Source organism: Pseudomonas sp. zjy_15 (assembly GCF_043101865.1).
GTDB classification, from domain to species: domain Bacteria; phylum Pseudomonadota; class Gammaproteobacteria; order Pseudomonadales; family Pseudomonadaceae; genus Aquipseudomonas; species Aquipseudomonas putida_Y.
This window is the reverse complement of record NZ_JBICII010000117.1, coordinates 1-20,987: the sequence shown is the minus strand read 5'-3', so window position 1 is coordinate 20,987 and position 20,987 is coordinate 1. Positions and strand designations below refer to the sequence as shown.

The window sequence follows — 20,987 nt, the reverse complement described above, 5'->3', positions numbered from 1 at the left end:
CGTGGGCGGCCTGTTCGCAAGGCTGGTGGATTCCAGCGACCCTGTACTCATGCGCCAGGCGTTGGCCTGGCTGTATGGTTTCGTGCGCCCCCATCGGCGTGCCATCGGCCTGTTGCTCAGCTTGTCGCTGGGTGCATCGCTGCTGGCGCTGGCGCAGCCCTGGCTGGTCAAGACCCTGATCGATGAAGGGCTGCTGGCCAAGGATTACCAGACGCTTTGGCACATGGCGGCAATCATGATCGGCGCGGGCCTGCTGGGCACGGTGCTGGCCGGCGTCAACCGCTACCTGCATACGCGCTTGTCGGGGCGCATCCTGTTCGCCTTGCGCGACGATCTTTACCGCCATCTGCAGCAGTTGTCGCCGACCTTTTACGGGCGGCGGCGTATCGGCGACATTCTTTCGCGGCTGGATGGCGATGTGGCAGAGATCCAGCGCTTTGCCGTGGACTCGCTGTTCTCGGCGGTGTCGGCGGTGATCGGCCTGGTGGGCGCGGTGACGTTGATGCTGATGCTGTCGTGGCAGTTGTCGCTGTTGCTGGCGCTGCTGGTGCCGATCGAAGTGCTGTGGCTGCGCTGGATGCGGCGCAAGGTGGAGCGCGAAGTGCGCAACTTGCGTGAGCGCTCGGCGGACGTGTCGTCTTTCCTGGTCGAGACCCTGCCGGCGATGAAGTTCATTCAGGCGGCCGGCCAGCAAGGCCGGGAAGCAGGGCGCCTGGACCAGCTTGGGCAAGGTTACCTGCGCCAGTTGCTGAAGGTGCAGGTGACCGAATTCTTCACCCAGGCCATCCCCGGCACGCTCACCTCGTGGTGCCGCGCCTGTGCGTTCCTGGTCGGTGGCTGGTGGGTGATCCAGGGCACCTGGCAACTGGGCGCGTTGATCGCTTTTTCTACTTACATGGGCATGGCGGTTGGGCCGGTGCAGAGCCTGTTGGGCTTGTACGTGGCGGTGCAGCGCATGGCTGTCAGCCTGGGAAGGGTGATGGAACTGAAGCAGGAAGCGGTAGCGGTGCATCAGACCGCCAACCCGCAGCCCATCCCCGATGGCCCCGGCGAGTTGCGCCTGGAGGCGCTGAACTTTGCCCATGAGGGGCGCCAGGGTGCGGTACTGAAAAACGTGCAGGTGAGCATCCCGGGTGGCCTGAAAGTCGCCATCAGCGGTGCCTCCGGGGTGGGCAAGTCAACCCTGATCGACCTGCTGCAGCGCTTCTACGACCCGGACGCCGGGCGCATCCTGCTGGACGGCGTCGACCTGCGCGACCTCGACCTTGTTGCATTGCGCAGGCAAATCGCTGTGGTCAGCCAGGACATCGTGCTGTTCCGTGGCACCCTGGCGCAGAACCTGGCTTATGGCGTGCCCGAGGCCAGCCGTGATGAACTGGAACGGGTGGTGCGCCTGGCGCGGCTGGACAGCCTGGTCGACAGCCTGCCGTTGGGCCTGGATGGCTTGCTGGGCGAGCGCGGCCAGCAGTTGTCCGGGGGGCAGAAACAACGCATCGCCATTGCTCGTGCAGTGTTGCAGGCCCCGGCGATCCTGGTGCTGGACGAGGCCACTTCGGCGGTGGATGAGGCCACCGAACGTGAAGTGATCGCGGCCATCGACCAGCTGTTCGCTGACCGCACGCGCATCCTGATCAGCCACCGGGCTTCGACCCTGGCCGATGCCGACCTGCACCTGCAACTGCATGACGGCCAGTTGCAGGTACTGGCGCAGGAGGTGATCAATCATGGGCACTGACGTGCGCGTTGGCATCATCGACAGCGGCTGCTCGCCGGAGCAGGCCAACGGCTTGCTGGATGCCCGCCGTTTCTGGCTGGAAGACGGCCAGTTGCGCGAAGGTGAAATGCTCCCCGACCCGCTTGGGCACGGCAGTGCGGTGCTCGCCAGCTTGCAACACGAGGCCGGTCCGGTGTCGGTGCTGGTGGCCCAGGTGTTCAGTGACCAGGCCAGCACCAGTGCGTTGCAGGTGGCTGCTGCATTGCTGTGGCTGGTGGAATCGGGGGCCACGCTGATCAACCTCAGCCTGGGCTTGCAGCAGGACCGGCCCGTGCTGCACCAGGCTTGTGCCGAGGCGCTGGCAGCTGGTGTGCTGTTGTGTGCATCCAGCCCGGCGCAGGGTGGGCCGGTGTACCCGGCCAGCTACCCTAGGGTATTTCGATTGACCGGTGATGCGCGTTGTGCGCCCGGCCAGTGGTCCTGGCTTGGCACCCGGCAGGCGGACTTTGGCGGTTATGTGGGGGCGGGCGGCCGAGCGGGTGCGAGCTTGGGCTGTGCAGCTTTGAGCGGAAGGATTGCGGCTTTGCTGCGTGACGAGCCGGGTAGGGATCGCCAGCAGGTCCATGACTGGTTGCGCGATCACGCGGCGTTCATCGGCCCAGAGCGTCGGGGGCCCAGCCATGGTTGAGCCGCGCATTGTGGTGCTGGGTGCCGGCCCTGCGGGTGCCGCCACGGCCATTGGCTTGCGGCGGCTGGGTTACACCGTGACGGTGGTGTCGGAGTGGCGCCGTTTCGCGGCCGTAGAAGGCGTTTCGCAGCGGGTGCTGGAGGGCTTGCGTCATGCAGGCCTGGGCGGGGCCTTGAGCCAGGCGGCCATGCCGGCCACCCGCCAGGTGCACTGGAATGGCCAGCATCTGCAGATGAACCAGGAGTTTTTGCTCGACCGGCAACGTTTTGACCAAGCGCTGCGCGAAGACCTTCAGCGCGCAGGCGTGCGTGTGGTCGAGGGGCGGGTGCGTGAGGTTGTGCAGGGGGGCGGTCATCATGTGCGCCTGGACGATGGGCAGGTGCTGACCGCTGATTTCCTGGTTGAGGCCCGAGGCCGACAGGCGCCCCTGGCCGCAGACCGCCTGCGTGGGCCGGAAACGGTCAGCCTGCTCAACGTCTGGCAGGGTAGCCCCGGTGCACCTGCGTCGGCGGTGGAGAGCCTGGAGGATGGTTGGGCGTGGATGGCACGGCTGGAAGATGGCCGCTGTTACTGGCAAGTCACCCAGGACGCTGCCGGGCTGCCGGGGAAAGCTGGGTTGGCAGCGTACTGCGTGGCGTTGCGGGGCCGCAGCGCGTTGGTAGCCGAGCTGTTCGACGATCAGGCATTGATACCGGCACAGGTGCATGCACGTAGCAGTACCGCCATACTGGCGGGTGAATGTGTCGGGCAGGACTGGATCCGGGTGGGGGATGCCGCCATGGCCGTTGACCCGCTGTCGGGCAACGGGATTTTTCAGTCGCTCTCTTCGGCATTGCAGGCGCCGGTGGTGATCAATACGTTGCTGCGCAGGCCTGAGCGGGCCGAGCTGGCGCGGCAGTTTCACCAGCAGCGGGTCGAGCAGCTGTTCTTGCGTTTTGCCCGCATTGGCCGGGATTTCTATGCCCAGGAACAAAGCCGGGTGGGGCAACCGTTCTGGGCCCGGCGCCAGGGTTGGCCGGATGCGCAACCCCTGCACCTGAGCACGGACTGGCGAGCGGTGCGAGTGGCACGGCAGCCAGTGTTGCGTGACGGGCTGGTGGATGAAGCCGAGGTCGTGGTGACGGCGGACCAGCCGCTGGGGGTTTGGCATTTGCAAGGTGTAGAACTGGCACCGATAGTTCGCGGGCTTCATGCTGGCCTGGCGCTCAGTGCTGTGCTTGAGGGACAGCAGGTTGAGCATCAGAAAATGGTGCGACGTTGGCTCACAGAACAGGGCTATACCTGAACCCCGGGGCTGCATGGCGTCCCCAGGATCCCGGCTCGGAGCCTCTGGACCGCTACTCGCTTACCGCCGTCAGGTTGCTGCGCCCGACCGCGCGCAGGGGGGCAGTTTCAATCAGCCCCAACCCCAGCACTCCAACAACGATTGCGCACCCTGCTTGTAGCAGCAACGGGGCGCCAAGACCATGAATGTCCGCGAGCCAGCCGCCCAGCACCGGGCTGAGCACGCCGCCGACCACTTCACCCATGCCCATCACCAGCCCGACGCAGGCGGCAATGCGATGAACCGGTACGGTTTCTGATGGAATGGTGGCCATGAAGATCGGCGCCACTCCGCTGGCCGACCAGGTGATGAACAATACCGTGCAAAGCATCCAGAACGGCCCTTGAAAATACAGCGCTGCCAGCGGCGTGAGCGCCCCGATCAGGGAGAACACCACCACTACCAGGCGCCGGCCCAGGCGGTCGGAAAGCGCAGGCACGATGAAACTGCAGAGCGTGGCACTGGCACCTAGCACGCTCATCAAGATACCCATTTCGGTAGAGCCGAACTGCCGCTCGTTCATGTAGTACACCGGCATGAACGCCCACCCCAGCACCATCCACGCCACGTAGAAGCACGCGATGAGCATGCTCAACCAGACGTTGCGATAACGCAGTAGTTCTAACAGCGAACCTGCTGCGACGGGCTGCGAGGCGGAAGGTGTCGTCGGCTGGGCAATGACTACCTCCCTGGGCTCGCGCACGTACTTCCAGATCATGCACGCGGCAATCAACCCGGGGATGCCCGCGACGATGAATGCAAGGCGCCAGTGGTAGTGGCTGGCCAGGGCCACGAGCAGCAGGGGCGCGATGCATGAGCCCAGCAGGTTGCTGCCAAAGTTCTGCATGATGCCCATGTTGTGGCCGCGACGGCTTGCCGTGGAGTTCATCGCCATCAGGGTTTGCGAGATAGGCAGTATCGGGCCTTCGGCCACCCCCATCAGCAGGCGGGCAGCCAGCAGCATGAAGAAGGTGCTGGCCAGCCCGGAGAAGAACGAGCACACCGAAAACACGATCACGGCCACCAACAGGTAAGGCTTGCGGCGCCCGCTGCGGTCGGAACGGGCGCCAAGCAGGTACCCGGACAGTGCCCAGGTCAATGACAAGGCCGATACCAGCAAGCCGATCTGGGTATTGCTCAAGGACAGGTCGGCGGCCACGAAGGGCGCCAGGAAACTCATTGCATTACGGTCGAAGAAAACAAAACCGAAACTGAGGCTGAGCACGAACAGCAAGCGGTTTTCGTAGGAAGAGAACCAGCGGCGCATGGTGTATCTCCTGCATGATTATTGTTATTGGAATACGCGACGTTCAAAGGCGTCCGCCAGCAGGTGATAGCAAACGCTAGGCCAATTGCGCAGGCCAGCCCCAGGCCCTTGCATACAAGGCCTTGCGCCGGGGCTGGAGCGGCGCAAGCCTTGATCTTTGTTGATCAAGCTGGCAAAAGTTGATGATCAAATATCGGCCTGGCCATCGTGTGACACCGCCCGTGCGCAGAACAAGAACAATAGGAGAAGGTATGAGTCGTTCATCCATCGCGGCACCCCGCGAAGCTGTGTCGTGTTCCCCTCAGGCCTATGAAACTAGCAGCCCGACCCCGGCCGACCTGCGTCGCTACCTGCGGTTTTCAGATGAGGATGCGCGTATCTGGCTGGACGACCAGAGCATGGTCATGCTGCATTCCAGCGCGCTGGGTGCATTGCGCCGCGAGTTGATCGAAAGCGTCGGGCGTGAAGGCGCGCGGCGCATCCTGATGCGCATCGGTTATTCGGCGGGTAGCCAGGATGCCGCGCTGGTACGCAAGCGCTGGCCGGCATCGGACGAGCGCAGCTCGTTCATTGCCGGCGGCCGGCTGCATGCGTTGCAGGGTGTGGTGCGGGTGGAAACGGTCGACCTTGACCTGGACATCGAACGCGGCCACTTCCACGGGGAATACCTGTGGCACGACTCGCGTGAAGCCCATGAGCACATAGCCCACTACGGGGTTGGCGACGAGGCTGCGTGCTGGATGACCCTCGGCTACGCCGCCGGTTATGCCAGCGCCTTTATCGGCAAGCTGGTGGTGTACCGTGAGGTCGAATGCGTGGCCGCAGGCGGCCGCTGCTGCCGGATTGTCGGCGATACGGCAGATCGCTTGCCAGATCATGAGCACGGCGCCGAGCAGCGCTACTGGGACCCTGCGCACTTTATTCAGATGAACTCGATCTGGTCGCCCTCCGAGGGCGAGGCGGTACAACCTGCCTGCACGGCCAGCAGCTTGCCGCTGCAAGACGACATGGTCGGCATTTCTGCTGCTTTCAGCGTTGCCCGTCATCAAATTGCGCAAGTGGCACCCACCCGTGCCACGGTGCTGTTCAGCGGTGAGTCGGGCGTTGGCAAAGAGGTGTTCGCCAAGGCGCTGCATCGGCTCAGCCCGCGCGCCCAACAACCGTTGGTGGCGGTCAACTGTGCAGCTTTACCAGAAAGCCTGCTGGAAGCTGAACTGTTCGGTGCCGAAAAAGGCGCCTACACCGGTGCAACGCAGGCGCGTACAGGTCGTTTCGAACGGGCCTCTGGCGGCACGCTGTTCCTGGATGAGGTCCAGGCGTTGAGCATGAGCGCCCAAACCAAGCTGCTGCGCGCCTTGCAAGAGGGAGAAATCGAGCGGGTGGGCGGCAACAGGCCGATCAAGGTCGATTTGCGGGTTATTGCTGCGACCAACGCCAACCTGCGCGAAGCGATTGCTCGCGGCACCTTCAGGGAAGACCTGTTCTTCAGGCTGAACGTGTTCCCCATTCACCTGCCTCCGCTGCGTGAGCGCCGGGATGACATCCCGCTGCTGATGGAGCACTTTTTCAAACACTTCACCCAACTGCACGGCAAGCAGGTCACCGGGTTCAGTGCCCGGGCCGTGGAAGCGCTGCTCAACTACAGCTACCCCGGCAACGTACGAGAGCTGCAAAATCTGGTGGAGAGAGGTGTGATTGCGGCACCCGGGCAAGCATCGATTCGTACCCAGCACCTGTTCCCCTGCGGTGAGCAGGCGCCCCGCGCCGGGTTGGGCGTGGGCGGTGACGGCAGCCTGTGCAAAGCGCCCAGCGAGCCGGACCCGCGGGGCACGCCCATGGCCGAACTCAAGCATGCCATTCACAACCAGCAACTGGAGCAATATCGGCTGGTGTTGCAGGCCTGTAATGGCAATCTGTCTGCCGCAGCTCGGCAACTGGGTATCAGCCGTCCGCAGCTGGCCTACCGACTGAAGGCCCATGGGCAGGGGTGAATTGATGATCGAGCTTGATCAAAGCGGATCAATTTGATCAAGCCAGGCAACGAATACTGTTGGCACAACCCCATGATACAGGGCGTTTCGCCGCGTCCCGGGGGCTGGCACAGCCCTTGCGATGCACCAGGCGCGACTTCCTGAAGCGGTAGTTTCAGGTCGCACTTCATAACAACAAAAACAGAGAGTGCATCATGAATGCTCAACCGAGCGGCACTTGGGTGCCTGGCGTTCGCGTTACCGCCTTGTCCATTGCATTGACCGCCTTTGCGTGTGCTGCCCACGCACAGGAGGCGATCAAGTTGGACCTGCAAGTGTGGAACCTGTCGGTGAAAAACCTGGATACCGGCCCCGATCCTTACCACTACGCCAACAGCGGCAACGTGTTCGCCGGTGTCGAGGGCGACCTTGACGCACTGGCGAGCATAGCCAGGGCGTCGTTCAGTCTGCAGTACGTGTTCTTCCCGTTCATGCGTGGTGAAGGGCAGCCCGCGGAGGACAGCTGGCAGGGCAAGGCCGGGAGTTTCTTTGCCGGAGCGCCGATGCACAACGACATCGATACCGGCTACCTGGCACGCTTCACCTGGAACCAGCGTCTGTTGCAGGACCACCTGGAACTGGCGGTGGGCCGCAGCAATGCCCGTCAGCACTTCTACATGGCCAACTGTGAGAACGTGATCACCTGCAACGACCCGGTCATCGATAACTCCACTGGTATCCTGCCGTACCCCTATGGCAGTTGGGGCGGTTACGCACGTTATCGTTTCGGTTCCGGCAGCTACCTGCATAGCGGGGCGTTCGAGTCAAACCCCCAGCACTACTTCAAACGTACCAAGGGATTTGACTGGGACCCGGGTGATGCCAGCGGTGTGACCTGGCTGGCCGGGGTAGGGGCGAAAGCGGATTTTACCCAGGACCCTTATGCGTACCATTACGAACTGAACGGTTTTCATAACACCGGCGAACAGATCGACCCCATGGACGGCCGCTTGCGCAGGGGGAGCGATGGGCTGCTGTTCAAGTTCCGCCAGACATTGGCCAGAGAAGGCGAGGCCGCCGTGCCCGAGCGGGGTTGGCAGGTGTTTGGCGCCTGGTCCTGGAGCGCCGATGACATGCAGCCTTTTTCCCATTTCGCCGAAGTTGGTGTGACCCGCCTTGGCCCGTTCGGTCGGCCGCAGGATACGCTCAACCTCAAGGCCAGCTACCTGCGCCTGGGTGCGCGCCAGGCAGCCTGGCAAGAGCACGCGCGGCTGCTTGCCACCGGCCGCGATGAGCGTACGCGTCGAGGTGTATCACGTATCGAGCTGAACACGCACTGGCAAGTCACCCGCAACCTGGCACTGGAGCCCAGCGTTCAGTACATCTTCAACCCGGACAACTTCTACAACCCCAGCGCGCCAGTGAGTGGCGACGGTGCGGTAATAGCCCTGGAGGTCATGTACAACCTCGGTTCCGCGCTCGGTTTGTAGGCCCTGAACGCAAACCTCCCGCCGAAGCGGGAGGTTTTAACCGGTGACTATTGAGGCGGTCAGGCCTGCTGGGGGGCTACCATGATCTTGCATTGATGCTGGCGTTGTCGCAGGGCTTCGAATGCCTGGGGCATCTCGGCCAGCGACACGGTTTCGCTGACCATGGTTAGCGGGGCGGCATCGGGGCCGTCCAGCACATCTATAGCGGCGCAGAACTCGTCCATGTTGAAGAACGCCGACATGACCAGGTTCACCTCCTTGGACACTGCCTGGAACGGCATGAACCTGTCCGCGACCGTGCACAGCCCAAGCACCACAACCGTGCCCCGTGGGCGCACATGGTCGATAGCCTGTGCAATCAGGCCTGGGCGGCCGACGCACTCGAAAACGATGTCGGCCGCGCCGCCCAGGTTTTGCGCAATACACGCCGGCAGTGCGCCGTCGCCTACCAGAAAGTGCGTCGCCCCAAGATGCAACGCGCGCTCGCGCTGCCAATCGCCCAAGTCGGTGATGGCGACGGTGGCTGCACCCAGGCGCCTGGCCCAGTAGGCCACTGCCAGGCCGATAGCCCCTGCACCCAGAATCAGTACCTTCGCGCCAGGCTTGAGCCCTGCCCGCATCACACCGTGCAAAGCCACGGCAAGGGGCTCGGCGAGGGCGCTGTCCTTGAGCCCGACACTGCTCGGAATAACCCGGCACTGGTGGCCCTTGGCAGTCGCCCACTGCGCAAAACCACCCCCCTGCAAGCTGAACGCGGGGCACCAGGCAGGCTCACCGCGCAGACAACTGGCGCACTGCCCACAACCGCGCAAAGGTGCCACGGCCACGGCATCGCCGACTTTCAGGTTGTTTACCTGCTTGCCACACTCAACCACACGGCCGCTGTACTCATGGCCCAGCACGCTGCCTGGGGCAATATTGAAAGCCGGGTCCTGGGTCATGTGCAGGTCACTGCCGCAGATGCCGCAGCGACACACCTCTATCAGAACTTCGTCGGCAGCGGGCACAGGCATCGCAACCGTGCCCAATTGCAAGGGCTGGTTCAGGCCTTTGAACAGAATTGCTTGCATCATCGCCTCCTCAGTCCACCCGGCCGAGCATCTGCCCGCCGTCTATGACAATCTGCGCGCCCGTGACGTAATCCGAGGCAGGCGAAGCCAGGAACAAGGCCAGGCCCTTGATTTCCTCGGTGGAGGCGATCCGATGTTGCGGCACTCGCTGAGCGAAGGCCGCGCGGTCGGCCGGGTTGCGCAAACGGCCCCCGGCGATGTTGGTCACGAACGGGCCAGGCGCGATCGCGTTTACGTTGATGCCGTAGCGGGCCAGTTCCATCGCGGCCTGCCGCACGAGTGACGCAGCGCCGGCCTTGGCTGGCATGTAGGGGGTGCCGACGATGGCTTCATTGATGATCGCGGCATTGGAGGTTGTGACGATGATGCGGCCCTGACCACGCGGTTTCATCAAGCACACTGCCGCACGCAGGGTGGTGAACACCGAGGTGAGGTTGGTTGCAAGCACCTTGTCCCAGTGCGCTTCGTCCAACGTCTCCAGTGCGCCTTCAGCGCAGCGCTGGCCCTCGCTGTCCAGAAAGCCGGGGCCAGCGTCGATGCCGGCGTTGGCGAACACAACATCCAGCCGGCCATAGCGCTCGCCGATGCGTTCGAAACAGGCATACATCGCCTGGCGATCGGTAGCGTCCACCACTTCCCCGTGCACGGCGAAACCCAGCGCGGTCAACCGCGCTACGTGTTCTTGCAGGCGTTCGTCGTCCACGTCAAGCAGGGTGACCTGCGCCCCTGCTTCGGCCATCACTTCGGCATAGGCCAGACCAATGCCGCTGGCGGCGCCGGTAACCACACAGGTCAAGCCTTCGACGGCAAATCGTTCCCAGTACTTCATCTGCGCCTCCCTGTCTGTCGACTGCTGCACCCGCTCACAGGAACAACGCCTGGTTGATTGGCAGCCCGTGTTTCTCGCAATGGCTCACGTAATGATTGATGAACCAGAACACATCGGTGGTTTCGGTGTGCTGGCCGTGCTCGTCGAAAAACTCGATAGGCCCGTGAATCCAGAACAGTGCCTTCATGCCTTGCGGGTCATCGGAATACAGGGTGTGCGCCGTGCCTGGGGTTTCGAAGACAAAGCTGCCGGGCTTTGCGACCCAGTCGTACTCGTAATATCCCCAGGTGCCCTCCAGCGTTACTGCTGACACGGCTGCGCGGTGCCGGTGGGTGCCGATGCGGCCGCCGCCCTTGACCCAGAGAATGTTGCACACGCTGCCGGTTCGTACATCGAAGCTGAGGTGGCGTATGGCGGCGCAATCGCCGAACGGGACCCAGGGTGATTCATCCTCGCCGGTGCCTATGTGCCCGCCATGCAGGCCATAGCGGTCGACGATGGTGGCATGGGGCTCAGGCGGCAGTTGGACAATGCTTGGCTTCAGGGTGGTGTTCATGAACAGGCCTCGATGTGTTGTTTTTATGGTCGAGCGTTGGCTCGCGAGGATCTTGTGCACAGCCTGTGCCAAGCCCTGAAAGGCCTGATTTACGCAGGTTAGAGCGGGTTAAGGTGGTGAGAATTCATGCAGCTTGGCAGGCTTGATGATTAAATTTGATCAAGCGCGTGGTGCAGAAGGGGCGCGCCGCGCCCCGCTATTGCAGGTCAGAAGAAGGTCCCGACAATCAACTGCAGGTAAGTCCCGGTATCCCGCCCGCCCAACTGCGTACCGCCATTGGCCGCACTGCGCTCCGGTTTGTAGAACCCCACCACCGGACTGATCAGCAGGTGGTCGTTGACCATCCATTCCACATACAGGTCCAGCTCGCGTCCGCCAAGGTTGCCCTGGTCGGTGTCCAGCGTGTCGAAGTCGAAGTACAGTGCGCCGACGGTCAGGTTGTCCCGTGGCTTGCCCTTCAGCGCTACATGGTGCACTTGGCTGTTCTTGTTGAACGGCCCGGCATAGTTGGCTGCCACTTCACCCTGGAACCAGGTGCCGTAGCCCCGGCTCAGGCCATAGAACAGCGGGTCGAAGCCTTCTGAGAAGCGGCTGTAGCGATAGGTGGCGGTAGGTGACCAGGGCAATTGGGAGAAGGTCCAGTTGCCCTCCAGGTACCAGGCATTCTCGCGCCCGCCGGTCTTGTCCTGGGTCACGTACTCGGCGGCCAGCTCCAGGTCTTTGACGCCCAGGTTGCCGCGCCCGCGCAGGCTGGCGGTGTCCATGCCGTCGCGGTGTTCCAGGCCCATGATCTGCGCGTAGCGCTGGTCCACGTCGAGGCCGCGGATCCAGCTCAGGCCGACGGTGCCGGTATCGGCGACGTGCTCCAGGTTGGCTACTGCCAGGGAAGTGTCGGCTTGGTAATGGTTGTCGGACTTCAACCACATCAGGTCACCGCGCCAGCCCTGGTTACCGCCCAGGCGCAGCACGGCGGTGCGGTCGAAGGCCTTGCGCGCGGCCAGGTAGTAGGCACCGCCGCGATCGAAGTTGGCCCCCAGGTCGACCTTGCCCAGGTTGACCGGGTCACCCTGGATCAGGAAACCATCACCCAGGGTGACGACCTGGCGGCCACCGGAAATGTCGACGCCATCTTCGCCCAGCGCCGGAAACAGGTTGGCCGAGCGCCAGCCCAAATACAGGTCTTCGGTGGCGGTGCGGCGTTCGTCGCCCAAGGTCAGGCCGGCGGCGTCGCCATCGCCCCAGGTGGCGGAACTGAGCAGGCTGAAGGCGCCGTAGAGGGTGCCGCTATCGGCCAGGGTCTGGCTGCCGCTGAGGCCGTATTTTACGTAGCCTTCCTGCCAGGCGGTGCTGCCGGGTTGGCGGTTGCCGGCCTGGTTGAAGCTTTCGTCGCTGTGGAAGACACCGAACAGGGCTTCGAGGTTGGCGTTGAGGCTGGTGCCATCGTGGTTGTACAGCTCGTAGGCTTGGGTGGCGGGGGCGGTTAACAGCAGGGCCAATGTGCAGGCGAGTGTGTGCCTCATGGGTTTGCTCCATGGTTTTTATTGTTGTTTTTTTGTTGCCTGTGCCGGCCTCTTCGCGGGTGAACCCGCTCCTACAGGGCATGTGATACCTGGTGTAGGAGCGGGTTTACCCGCGAAGAAGCCGGTACAGGAAAAAGATCAGAGCTTGATCAACACCGATTTCAGCTCCGTGTAATGCTCGATGGCCGCTGAACCCATCTCACGACCAACGCCAGACATCTTGTAGCCACCAAACGGCAGCGCCGGGTCCAGCGCGCTGTGGCAGTTGACCCACACCGAGCCAGACTTGATGCGCGGGATCATGCGGTGCACGGCGGCCAGGTCGTTGGACCAGATGCTTGCACCCAGGCCATAGGGGTTGTCGTTGGCCATGCCGATCACTTCGTCGATGTCATCGAATGGCATCGCCACCAGCACCGGCCCGAAGATTTCTTCCTGTACCAGGCGGTGACGCTGGTCCACATCGACAATCACCGTCGGCTTGACGAAGTAACCAGGCCCGAAACCTTCACCCCCGCAGGCGATGGTGGCGCCCAGTTCGCGGCCAAGCTCGATGTAACCAGTGACGCGGTCCTGCTGCTTGGCTGAAATCAACGGGCCCATCTGCACCGACGGGTCCAGCCCGTTGCCCAGCTTCATGGCATTGGCGATCCCGGCGATGTCGGCCACCACGTTGTCGAAGTGCTTGCGGTGCACATACAGTCGCGAGCCTGCGCAGCACACCTGGCCCTGGTTGAAGAAGATCGCCGTGGCCGCACCGGCTGCGGCTTCCTGCAGGTTGGCGTCGGGCATGACGATGGTCGGCGACTTGCCGCCCAGCTCCAGGGTGACGCGGGTCATGTTGTCCATGGCCGCCTTGCCGATCAGCTTGCCGACCTCGGTGGAGCCGGTGAAGGTCAGCTTGTCTACGCCGGGGTGGCGGCTGAGCGCGGCGCCGGCGTTCAGGCCGGTACCGGTAACCACGTTGAACACACCGGCCGGGTAGCCGGCCTCGTCGACCAGCTCGGCCAGCTTGAGCACGCTCAGTGGGGTTTCATCGGCAGGCTTGAGCACCACGGTGCAGCCGGTGGCCAGTGCCGGGCCGAGCTTCCAGCAGGCCAGCAGCAGTGGGAAGTTCCAGGCAACGATGGCGCCAACCACGCCCACTGCCTCGCGGCGCACGAAGCCGTGGAACTGGTCGTTGGGCATCAACGGCATGGACGCTTCGACGGTGCTACCCTCGATCTTGGTGGCCCAGCCCGCCATATAGCGCAGGAAGTCGATGGCCAGTTGCACGTCCATCACCTGGGCCACGGCGGCGCTCTTGCCATTGTTCAGGCATTCCAGTTCGGCCAGCTGACGCGCATCGCGCTCCATCAGGTCGGCCAGGCGCCACAGCAGGTTCTGCCGCTCGCGTGGGCGCATGCGGCTCCAGGGCGAGTCGTCGAAGGCCTGGCGCGCAGCGCGCACGGCGCGGTCGACATCTTCGGCCTCGGCGGCCGGCACTTCACCCAGCACTTCGCCGGTGGCCGGATTGCGGAACGACAGGGTGCGACCGCTGGCGGCGTCCTGCCAGTCGGCACCGATGCGCATCTTCAGCTTGCGTTCGAGAAAGGCGCGGGTGGTGGGCAGGATGGGCAGTTCGGAAAGCATGGGGCTGTGCCTCTTGTCATTGGATGTGACGGGCACTGGCGCAATGGCCGTGCCAACCTGGGCTGATAGCCGCAAAGCGTTGTGGGCGTTGGGTTTTGCCTGAGCGCAAGGTTGCGATTGCCGGGTTGCGCTGTTGCACATTGAGACGGTGTGAGACGGTGGTGAAACAGTGGCTGTTCGGCCTCTTCGCGGGCCCTGTCTCAACATGAAACACCCTGTCGCGAAATGGCACGCTGCAAATGGCCATCCCGGCTCCTGGCCAAGCCCCGAAAACCGCTTAAAAGGTTGAAAGGAAACGCTTTTACCCTAACTGGCACAGTTCCTGTATCACAACCGTCACATGCACACCTGCTGTACCAAAGCGTGCGAAAACGATAAGAACAACAACCGTGGAGGTCTGACCTTGAAGACGACTCGACTCCGGCGGCATGCGGGCAAACTGGCGCTGGTCGCCGCCGCGCTGCTGAGCACCCAGGCCATGGCGGCCGAGCAGGGCCCGAGCCTGTTGCAGAACAAGTGCATGGGGTGCCATATCCCCGAAGGCAACGACACCTATAGCCGCATCAGCCACCAGCGCAAGACGCCGGAAGGCTGGCTGATGAGCATCGCCCGCATGCAGGTGATGCATGGCCTTCAGATCAGCGACGACGACCGTCGCACGCTGGTCAAATACCTGGCCGACAAACAGGGCCTGGCGCCCAGCGAAACCGATGGCGTGCGTTATGCCATGGAGCGCCGGCTCAATACCGTCGAGCACTTCGACACCCAGCTCAGTGAGACCTGTGGCCGTTGCCACTCGGGTGCCCGTGTCGCCTTGCAACGGCGCCCGGCCAAGGAGTGGGAACACCTGGTCAACTTCCACCTTGGCCAGTGGCCGTCCCTTGAATACCAGGCCCAGGCGCGTGACCGCGACTGGCTGCCGATCGCCCTGCAGCAAGTGGTGCCGGACCTTGCCAAGCGTTACCCGATGGACAGCGCGGCCTGGGCCGAATGGCAGAAGGCCAAGCCCAAGGCGGACGTACTGCCGGGGCAGTGGGCATTCAGCGGCCATATGCTGGCCAAGGGCGATGTACGTGGGGTGATGAGCGTCACGGCCGGAGAGGGCGACACCTTCAAGGTCGAGGTCAAGGGTGCTTACGCCGACGGTACACCGTTCAACGGCAGCGGCTCGGCCATCCTGTACAACGGTTATGAATGGCGGGGCAATGTGAAGGTTGGCGATGCCAACCTGCGCCAGGTGTTCGCCGCGCTGGATGGCGAAATGAAAGGCCGTATGTTCGAAGCCGATCACGATGAGCGCGGGTTGGACTTCAGCGCCGTGAAGGAAGGCAAGGCGCAGTTGCTGGCGGTACAACCGGCGTTCATCAAGGCCGGCGGCGAAAGCGAAATTACCCTGGTTGGCAGCGGCCTGACTGGCAAGCCGGACCTGGGGGCCGGGGTGGAAGTGACCGAAGTGCTGGAGCAGACCCCTACCTTGGTAAGGGTCAAGGCCCGCGCCGCGGCCGATGCCAGGCCAGGCCTGCGCGAGGTGGCGGTAGGTACGCTCAGGGGCGTGAACCTGGCGGTTTACGACAAAGTCGACGAAGTGAAGGTCGTGCCGGCGTTTTCCATCGCGCGCATTGGCGAGAACGGCGCCTCCGTGCCGAAAGTGCAGGGGCGTTTCGAGGCCGAAGCCTGGGGCAAGGATGCCGATGGCCAGCCGCTGCGTATCGGCTACCTGCCGGCCAGCTGGAGGGTCGAGCCGTTCAACGAGCGTGCTGTCGAGGATGAAGACGTCAAGTTCGCCGGGCAGATGCAGGCCGATGGCGTGTTCGTGCCAGGCGGTGCCGGGCCCAACCCGGAGCGCAAGATGATGACCAACAACGCCGGTAACCTCAAGGTCATCGCCACGCTGGCCGACGGTGGCCAGACCGGCGAAGGGCACATGATCGTCACCGTACAGCGCTGGAACAACCCGCCGCTGCCGTAACGGCAGGCTGCAACGGTTTTCCAACGGATCGATTATCGGGAGGTCGCCATGGGCGTACTACTGAACCTGGTCGAACGCAACCTGCACGAAGTACAGGTTGATGCCGACCGCATGCTGTTTCATATCCCCAGCAGTTCGCTGTTCACCGCTGATGCGGTGACCGGCGGCATCATCGACACCTTGCGCCAGCAAGGCTGCTCGGCCGAGGAGCTGATGCAGCGCCTTGGCCAGCAGTTTGCCGGCGAGGATATCCAGGACACCCTGCGCGAGCTGATCGCGCTGGAGCTGGTCAGCGACGGCTCGCCGCTGACCCCGGAAATCGCCCTCAGGCAGGTCGAGCGCACCGCGCTCAACACCGTGGTGCTCAACGTCAACACCGGCTGCAACCTCAGCTGCACCTATTGCTACAAGGAAGACCTGGACAAGCCTTCCGCCGGCAAGAAAATGAGTACTGCCACCGCCGAAGCCTCGGTGGAGATGCTGCTCAAGGAGTCACCCAACGAGCAGCGCTACAGCGTGGTGTTCTTCGGTGGCGAACCGCTGTCCAACCGGCCGTTGATCGAGCACATGGTGGCTTACTGCGAGCGGCGGTTCGCCGAGGCGGGCAAGCAGGTGGAGTTCATCATGACCACCAACGCTACCTTGCTGACCGAAGAAATCATCGATTGGCTCAACGCCCACCGCTTTGGCCTGTCGATCAGCATCGATGGCCCCAAGACCGTGCACGACCGCAACCGTATCACCGTGGGCGGGCAGGGCACCTATGATGTGGTGCGGCGCAAGGCCGACCTGCTGCTGTCCCGCTACACCAGCCGGCCGGTGGGGGCGCGGGTCACGCTGACCCGTGGCATTACCGACGTTGAAACCATCTGGAACCACCTGTTCAACGAAATGGGTTTTGCCGAGGTTGGCTTTGCCCCGGTTACCTCTGGCGACATGGCCGACTTCAACCTCACTGGCGAAGAGCTGGTGCAGGTGTTCGCCAACATGAAGGCACTCGGCCGGCGCTACCTGGAGGCGGCACTGGAGCACCGCAACATCGGCTTCTCCAACCTGCACCAGTTGATCACCGACATCCACGAAGGCCACAAGAAGGCCCTGCCGTGTGGCGCCGGGTTGAAGATGCTGGCGGTGGACCATGAAGGTGAGCTGAACCTGTGCCACCGCTTCACCGGCTCCAGCCTGCCCACCTTCGGTAACGTGCACCAGGGCGTGAAGCAGGCGCAGCTCAACGACTTTCTGTCGCAGCGCCTGGACCGCAGCAACACCGGCTGTGAAAGCTGCCGCATTCGCAACCTGTGCTCCGGCGGCTGCTATCACGAGAGCTATGCGCGCTACGGCGACCCGCAGCACCCGACTTATCACTACTGCGAACTGATGCGCGACTGGGTGGACTTCGGCATTGAAGTTTACAGCCGCATCATGGCCGCCAACCCGGCCTTCATCGATCGCTACATCACCCCGCGGAAGGCGCACTGACATGAAGCACTTGAAGCCCCTGAACAACAAGGCGCGCATCCTGGAGCAGGCCGCCGCCGAAGACCGTGTCGAAGAAGTGATGGCAATGAGCGCGGTGGCAGGCTGTACGGCCACTACCGACCCGGGCTGGGAGGTGGACGCCTTTGGCGGCGTGAGCTCGCTGTGCCAGCCGATGGAAGCCGACCTCTACGGTTGTTCGGACCCTTGCTGGTGGCCGGCCCAGGTGCCGGACATGATGAGCACCTACCAGGACTGGAACGCCCAGGCGACCAACTCGGCAGAGGACTGGCGCAACCTCGGCACCGTGTTCCCGAAAGACAAGTGACGGCCCAACAAGAATGACAAGGGGAAACCGCATGAAAGCTGGACGCTGCGCGCCATTGGCGCTCACCATCGCCGCCATGGCTTGCGCCGGGCTGGCACAGGCCGACGACACTGGCCCGGCACTGAAGGCTGGCCACGAATACATGATCGTGACCAACTACCCGAACAACCTGCATGTGGTCGATGTGGCCAGTGACACGGTCTTCAAAAGCTGCCGGATGCCCGACAAGTTTGGCCCGGGCACCGCAATGATGGCGCCGGACAACCGCACCGCCTACGTGCTCAACAACCATTACGGCGACATCTATGGCATTGACCTGGACACCTGCAAGAACACCTTCCACGCCAACCTGTCCAGCGTAGCCGGTGAAGTTGGCCGGTCGATATACTCGTTCGCCATCAGCCCCGATGGCAAAGAGGTGTACGCCACGGTCAACCCGACCCAGATGCTGAACGACCATTACGTGGTCAAACCACCGCGGCTGGAGGTGTTCAGCACCGCTGATGGCCTTCAGGCCAAGCCCGTACGCACCTTCCCGATGCCGCGACAGGTGTATCTGATGCGCGCCTCCGACGATGGCAGCCTGTACGTTGCCGGGCCGGACATTTACAAGATGGATGTGAAGACCGGCAAATACTCGGTGGCCCTGCCGTTGCGCAACTGGAACCGCAAAGGCTACAGCGCCCCGGATGTGCTGTACTTCTGGCCGCACCAGAGCCCGCGCCATGAGTTCACCATGCTGTACACCATTGCCAGGTTCAAGGATGACAAGCAGGACCCGGCCACCGCCGAACCGCTGTATGGCTACCTGAGCATCGACCTGAAGACCGGCAAGACCCACACCCAGGAGTTCGCCGACCTGACCGAGCTGTACTTCACCGGCCTGCGCTCGCCCAAGGACCCGAACCAGATCTACGGCGTGCTCAACCGTCTGGCCAAGTACGACATCAAACAGCGAAAGCTGATCAAGGCGGCTAATCTGGAACACACCTACTACTGCGTGACGTTCGACAAGAAGGGCGACAAGCTTTACCTGGGCGGCACCTTCAACGACCTGGCGGTGTTCAACCCGGATACGCTGGAAAAGGTGAAGAACATCAAGTTGCCGGGGGGGGACATGTCTACCACGACGCCGCAGGTGTTCGTTCGCTGAAACGGTGTGGGCTTCTTCGCGGGTAAACCCGCTCCTGCAAAAACCACCGCAGGCCCCAAATGTGGCGCCGTCCGGTGTAGGAGCGGGTTCACCCGCGAAGAAGCCAGCACAGAAAACACAAGAACAACAAGAGAACGCCCATGCCCCAGCCAAGCTACACCCAGGGCACCCAGGACAAGCCCCTGCTGACCCAATGCATCGGCGACGCCTTCGACGCCACCGTGGCCCGCTTCCCCGACCGTGAGGCGCTGGTGGTTCACCATCAGGCCCTGCGCTACACGTGGCGGCAACTGGCCGACGCCGTCGACCAGCACGCCCGCGCGCTGATGGCCCTGGGCGTGCAGCCCGGTGACCGTCTTGGCATCTGGGCACCCAATTGCGCCGAGTGGTGCATTACCCAGTTCGCCAGCGCCAAGGTTGGCGCGATCCTGGTCAACATCAACCCGGCCTACCGCTCCAGTGAACTGGACTACGCCCTTGGCCAGTCCGGCTGCCGCTGGGTGATTTGTGCCGACGCCTTCAAGACCTCCGATTACCACGCCATGCTGCAGGGCCTGCTCCCGGGCCTGGCCAGCGGTCAACCGGGCGCGCTGATCTGCGAGCGCTTCCCCGAGCTGCGTGGCGTGGTCAGCCTGGCGCTGTCGCCACCGCCAGGGTTTATGGCCTGGCACGCATTGCAGGCCCTTGCCGAGGTCGTCAGCGGCGAGGCCCTGGCCGCACGCCAGGCACAACTGCGTTGCGACGACCCGATCAACATCCAGTACACCTCAGGCACCACCGGTTTCCCCAAGGGAGCCACCCTTAGCCACAGCAATATCCTCAACAACGGGTACATGGTCGGTGAAAGCCTGGGCCTTACCGAGCACGATCGGCTGGTGGTGCCGGTGCCGCTGTACCACTGCTTCGGCATGGTCATGGCCAACCTTGGCTGCATGACCCACGGCAGCGCACTGATTTATCCTAGCGATGCCTTCGACCCGCTGGCCACGCTGCGTGCAGTGGCGCAGGAAAAAGCCACTGCATTGTATGGCGTGCCGACCATGTTCATTGCCGAGCTGGACCATCCGCAGCGTGGTGAATTCGACCTGTCGAGCCTGCGCACCGGGATCATGGCCGGCGCGACCTGCCCGATCGAGGTGATGCGCCGGGTGATTGGCGAGATGCACATGGCCGAAGTGCAGATTGCCTATGGCATGACCGAGACCAGCCCGGTGTCCTTGCAGACCGGTGCCGCTGACGACCTGGAGCGTCGCGTGACCAGCGTCGGTCGCACCCAGCCCTGGCTGGAGAGCAAGGTGGTGGATGCCGAAGGCAACATTGTCCCGCGCGGCGAGATCGGCGAACTGTGCACCCGCGGCTACAGCGTGATGCTGGGTTACTGGAACAACCCCAAAGCCACCGCCGAGAGCATTGACGCAGACGGCTGGATGCACACCGGCGACCTGGCGGTGATGGACGAGCAGGGCTATGTGTGTATTGTCGGGCGCAGCAAGGACATGATCATTCGCGGCGGCGAGAACATTTACCCGCGCGAGCTGGAGGAGTTCTTCTTCACCCACCCGGCGGTGGCCGATGTGCAGGTGATTGGCGTGCCTTGCAGCAAGTACGGTGAAGAGATCGTGGCCTGGGTGCGGCTGCACCCGGGGCATGCTGTCAGTGAGGTTGAGTTGCGTGAGTGGGCGAGGGCAAGGATTGCGCACTTCAAGGTGCCCCGGTATTTCCGTTTTGTCGACGCGTTCCCGATGACGGTGACGGGCAAGGTGCAGAAATTCCGGATGCGCGAGATCAGTGCCGAAGAGCTGTCTGCCAGATGACCTTTTACGCGCGCAAGGTGAAAGCAACGACCTTGTGCGCGGTGGCGGACACACATCGGTGGTTGGACACAGGCCGTCGTGGGAGCGGGTTCACCCGCGAAGGGGCCGGCCCTGCTGGCCAGTATCCCTGGCTATTCACCGTTGCAGCGGCCACCGTATTCGCGGGTAAACCCGCTCCTACACCTGA

The 20,987-nt window shown here is 63.3% G+C and carries 16 protein-coding genes; 10 read left to right on the top strand and 6 right to left on the bottom strand.

All coding sequences use genetic code 11. From position 1 onward, the window contains the following. Position 1: 1 nt before the first annotated feature. From ACF8EF_RS22950 to ACF8EF_RS22940, 3 genes are read left to right on the top strand one after another with little or no spacing between them, the layout of a single operon-like run. The gene (locus ACF8EF_RS22950; protein WP_392462121.1) at positions 2-1,735 is read left to right on the top strand and encodes an ABC transporter ATP-binding protein; all 1,734 of its coding nucleotides are present in this window, start codon (positions 2-4) and stop codon (positions 1,733-1,735) included. Further along, a complete protein-coding gene (locus ACF8EF_RS22945; RefSeq protein ID WP_392462119.1) occupies positions 1,725-2,402 on the top strand; it encodes a peptidase S8 and S53 subtilisin kexin sedolisin in 678 nt (225 codons plus the stop codon). Before ACF8EF_RS22950 ends, ACF8EF_RS22945 begins: the two co-directional genes overlap by 11 nt. Continuing rightward, positions 2,395-3,687: an NAD(P)/FAD-dependent oxidoreductase gene (locus ACF8EF_RS22940; RefSeq protein WP_392462117.1), complete on the top strand. Its 1,293-nt coding sequence runs from the start codon at positions 2,395-2,397 to the stop codon at positions 3,685-3,687. Before ACF8EF_RS22945 ends, ACF8EF_RS22940 begins: the two co-directional genes overlap by 8 nt. Before the next feature lie 52 nt (positions 3,688-3,739). On the opposite strand, the gene ACF8EF_RS22935 is transcribed toward ACF8EF_RS22940, so the two are convergent. Next, on the bottom strand, positions 3,740-4,993 hold the full coding sequence (locus ACF8EF_RS22935; RefSeq protein ID WP_129932243.1) for an MFS transporter: 1,254 nt from the start codon (positions 4,991-4,993) through the stop codon (positions 3,740-3,742). 251 nt (positions 4,994-5,244) lie between these two features. On the opposite strand from ACF8EF_RS22935, the gene ACF8EF_RS22930 reads away from it, so the two are divergent. Together ACF8EF_RS22930 and ACF8EF_RS22925 are read left to right on the top strand one after the other, a co-directional pair. Next, complete coding sequence (locus ACF8EF_RS22930) at positions 5,245-6,984, top strand: sigma 54-interacting transcriptional regulator (protein ID WP_392462115.1); 1,740 nt, start codon at positions 5,245-5,247, stop codon at positions 6,982-6,984. Positions 6,985-7,178: 194 nt separating this feature from the next. Next, the gene (locus ACF8EF_RS22925; RefSeq protein WP_392462113.1) at positions 7,179-8,453 is read left to right on the top strand and encodes a carbohydrate porin; all 1,275 of its coding nucleotides are present in this window, start codon (positions 7,179-7,181) and stop codon (positions 8,451-8,453) included. A 59-nt stretch (positions 8,454-8,512) separates the two neighbouring features. Here the strand turns inward: ACF8EF_RS22925 and ACF8EF_RS22920 are convergent, their stop codons facing one another. The 5 genes from ACF8EF_RS22920 to ACF8EF_RS22900 all read right to left on the bottom strand — a co-directional run bounded on the left by ACF8EF_RS22920 (position 8,513) and on the right by ACF8EF_RS22900 (position 14,060). After that, positions 8,513-9,523 carry an alcohol dehydrogenase catalytic domain-containing protein gene (locus ACF8EF_RS22920; RefSeq protein ID WP_392462111.1) on the bottom strand — a complete coding sequence of 337 codons (1,011 nt, stop codon included), beginning with the start codon at positions 9,521-9,523 and terminating at the stop codon, positions 8,513-8,515. Positions 9,524-9,533: 10 nt separating this feature from the next. Next, the gene (locus ACF8EF_RS22915) at positions 9,534-10,352 is read right to left on the bottom strand and encodes an SDR family NAD(P)-dependent oxidoreductase (protein ID WP_021782943.1); all 819 of its coding nucleotides are present in this window, start codon (positions 10,350-10,352) and stop codon (positions 9,534-9,536) included. A gap of 34 nt (positions 10,353-10,386) precedes the next feature. Next, positions 10,387-10,908 carry a 2,4'-dihydroxyacetophenone dioxygenase family protein gene (locus tag ACF8EF_RS22910; RefSeq protein WP_392462109.1) on the bottom strand — a complete coding sequence of 174 codons (522 nt, stop codon included), beginning with the start codon at positions 10,906-10,908 and terminating at the stop codon, positions 10,387-10,389. Positions 10,909-11,114: 206 nt separating this feature from the next. Next, positions 11,115-12,428, bottom strand: a complete 1,314-nt coding sequence (locus tag ACF8EF_RS22905; RefSeq protein WP_392462107.1) for a hypothetical protein — start codon at positions 12,426-12,428, stop codon at positions 11,115-11,117. Between the two features lie 138 nt (positions 12,429-12,566). Next, positions 12,567-14,060 (bottom strand): aldehyde dehydrogenase, encoded by a 1,494-nt coding sequence (locus ACF8EF_RS22900; protein ID WP_176683378.1) that lies wholly within the window; start codon positions 14,058-14,060, stop codon positions 12,567-12,569. A 403-nt stretch (positions 14,061-14,463) separates the two neighbouring features. Between ACF8EF_RS22900 and peaA the strand changes: the two genes are divergently transcribed. From peaA to ACF8EF_RS22875, 5 genes are all read left to right on the top strand, one after another. Then, entirely contained in the window at positions 14,464-16,029 is a 1,566-nt protein-coding gene (gene peaA, locus ACF8EF_RS22895; RefSeq protein WP_392462105.1) for a quinohemoprotein amine dehydrogenase subunit alpha, read from the top strand. A 48-nt stretch (positions 16,030-16,077) separates the two neighbouring features. Next, on the top strand, positions 16,078-17,508 hold the full coding sequence (peaB, locus tag ACF8EF_RS22890) for a quinohemoprotein amine dehydrogenase maturation protein (protein WP_064492342.1): 1,431 nt from the start codon (positions 16,078-16,080) through the stop codon (positions 17,506-17,508). Between the two features lies 1 nt (position 17,509). Further along, positions 17,510-17,833 carry a quinohemoprotein amine dehydrogenase subunit gamma gene (qhpC, locus tag ACF8EF_RS22885; RefSeq protein ID WP_014590799.1) on the top strand — a complete coding sequence of 108 codons (324 nt, stop codon included), beginning with the start codon at positions 17,510-17,512 and terminating at the stop codon, positions 17,831-17,833. Between the two features lie 31 nt (positions 17,834-17,864). After that, positions 17,865-18,986: a quinohemoprotein amine dehydrogenase subunit beta gene (gene peaD / locus ACF8EF_RS22880; protein ID WP_392462103.1), complete on the top strand. Its 1,122-nt coding sequence runs from the start codon at positions 17,865-17,867 to the stop codon at positions 18,984-18,986. Positions 18,987-19,126: 140 nt separating this feature from the next. Next, the gene (locus ACF8EF_RS22875; RefSeq protein WP_392462102.1) at positions 19,127-20,800 is read left to right on the top strand and encodes a fatty acid CoA ligase family protein; all 1,674 of its coding nucleotides are present in this window, start codon (positions 19,127-19,129) and stop codon (positions 20,798-20,800) included. Positions 20,801-20,987: the final 187 nt, after the last annotated feature.

Excerpts from the sequence above, each read along its gene's own strand:
- peaD (WP_392462103.1), top strand. The coding sequence starts at position 17,865 with ATGAAAGCTGGACGCTGCGCGCCATTGGCGCTCACCATCGCCGCCATG.
- ACF8EF_RS22910 (WP_392462109.1), bottom strand. The coding sequence starts at position 10,908 with ATGAACACCACCCTGAAGCCAAGCATTGTCCAACTGCCGCCTGAGCCC.
- ACF8EF_RS22935 (WP_129932243.1), bottom strand. The coding sequence starts at position 4,993 with ATGCGCCGCTGGTTCTCTTCCTACGAAAACCGCTTGCTGTTCGTGCTC.
- ACF8EF_RS22900 (WP_176683378.1), bottom strand. The coding sequence starts at position 14,060 with ATGCTTTCCGAACTGCCCATCCTGCCCACCACCCGCGCCTTTCTCGAA.
- ACF8EF_RS22940 (WP_392462117.1), top strand. The coding sequence starts at position 2,395 with ATGGTTGAGCCGCGCATTGTGGTGCTGGGTGCCGGCCCTGCGGGTGCC.
- ACF8EF_RS22905 (WP_392462107.1), bottom strand. The coding sequence starts at position 12,428 with ATGAGGCACACACTCGCCTGCACATTGGCCCTGCTGTTAACCGCCCCC.
- ACF8EF_RS22945 (WP_392462119.1), top strand. The coding sequence starts at position 1,725 with ATGGGCACTGACGTGCGCGTTGGCATCATCGACAGCGGCTGCTCGCCG.
- qhpC (WP_014590799.1), top strand. The coding sequence starts at position 17,510 with ATGAAGCACTTGAAGCCCCTGAACAACAAGGCGCGCATCCTGGAGCAG.
- ACF8EF_RS22925 (WP_392462113.1), top strand. The coding sequence starts at position 7,179 with ATGAATGCTCAACCGAGCGGCACTTGGGTGCCTGGCGTTCGCGTTACC.
- peaB (WP_064492342.1), top strand. The coding sequence starts at position 16,078 with ATGGGCGTACTACTGAACCTGGTCGAACGCAACCTGCACGAAGTACAG.
- ACF8EF_RS22915 (WP_021782943.1), bottom strand. The coding sequence starts at position 10,352 with ATGAAGTACTGGGAACGATTTGCCGTCGAAGGCTTGACCTGTGTGGTT.
- ACF8EF_RS22875 (WP_392462102.1), top strand. The coding sequence starts at position 19,127 with ATGCCCCAGCCAAGCTACACCCAGGGCACCCAGGACAAGCCCCTGCTG.
- ACF8EF_RS22920 (WP_392462111.1), bottom strand. The coding sequence starts at position 9,523 with ATGCAAGCAATTCTGTTCAAAGGCCTGAACCAGCCCTTGCAATTGGGC.
- ACF8EF_RS22930 (WP_392462115.1), top strand. The coding sequence starts at position 5,245 with ATGAGTCGTTCATCCATCGCGGCACCCCGCGAAGCTGTGTCGTGTTCC.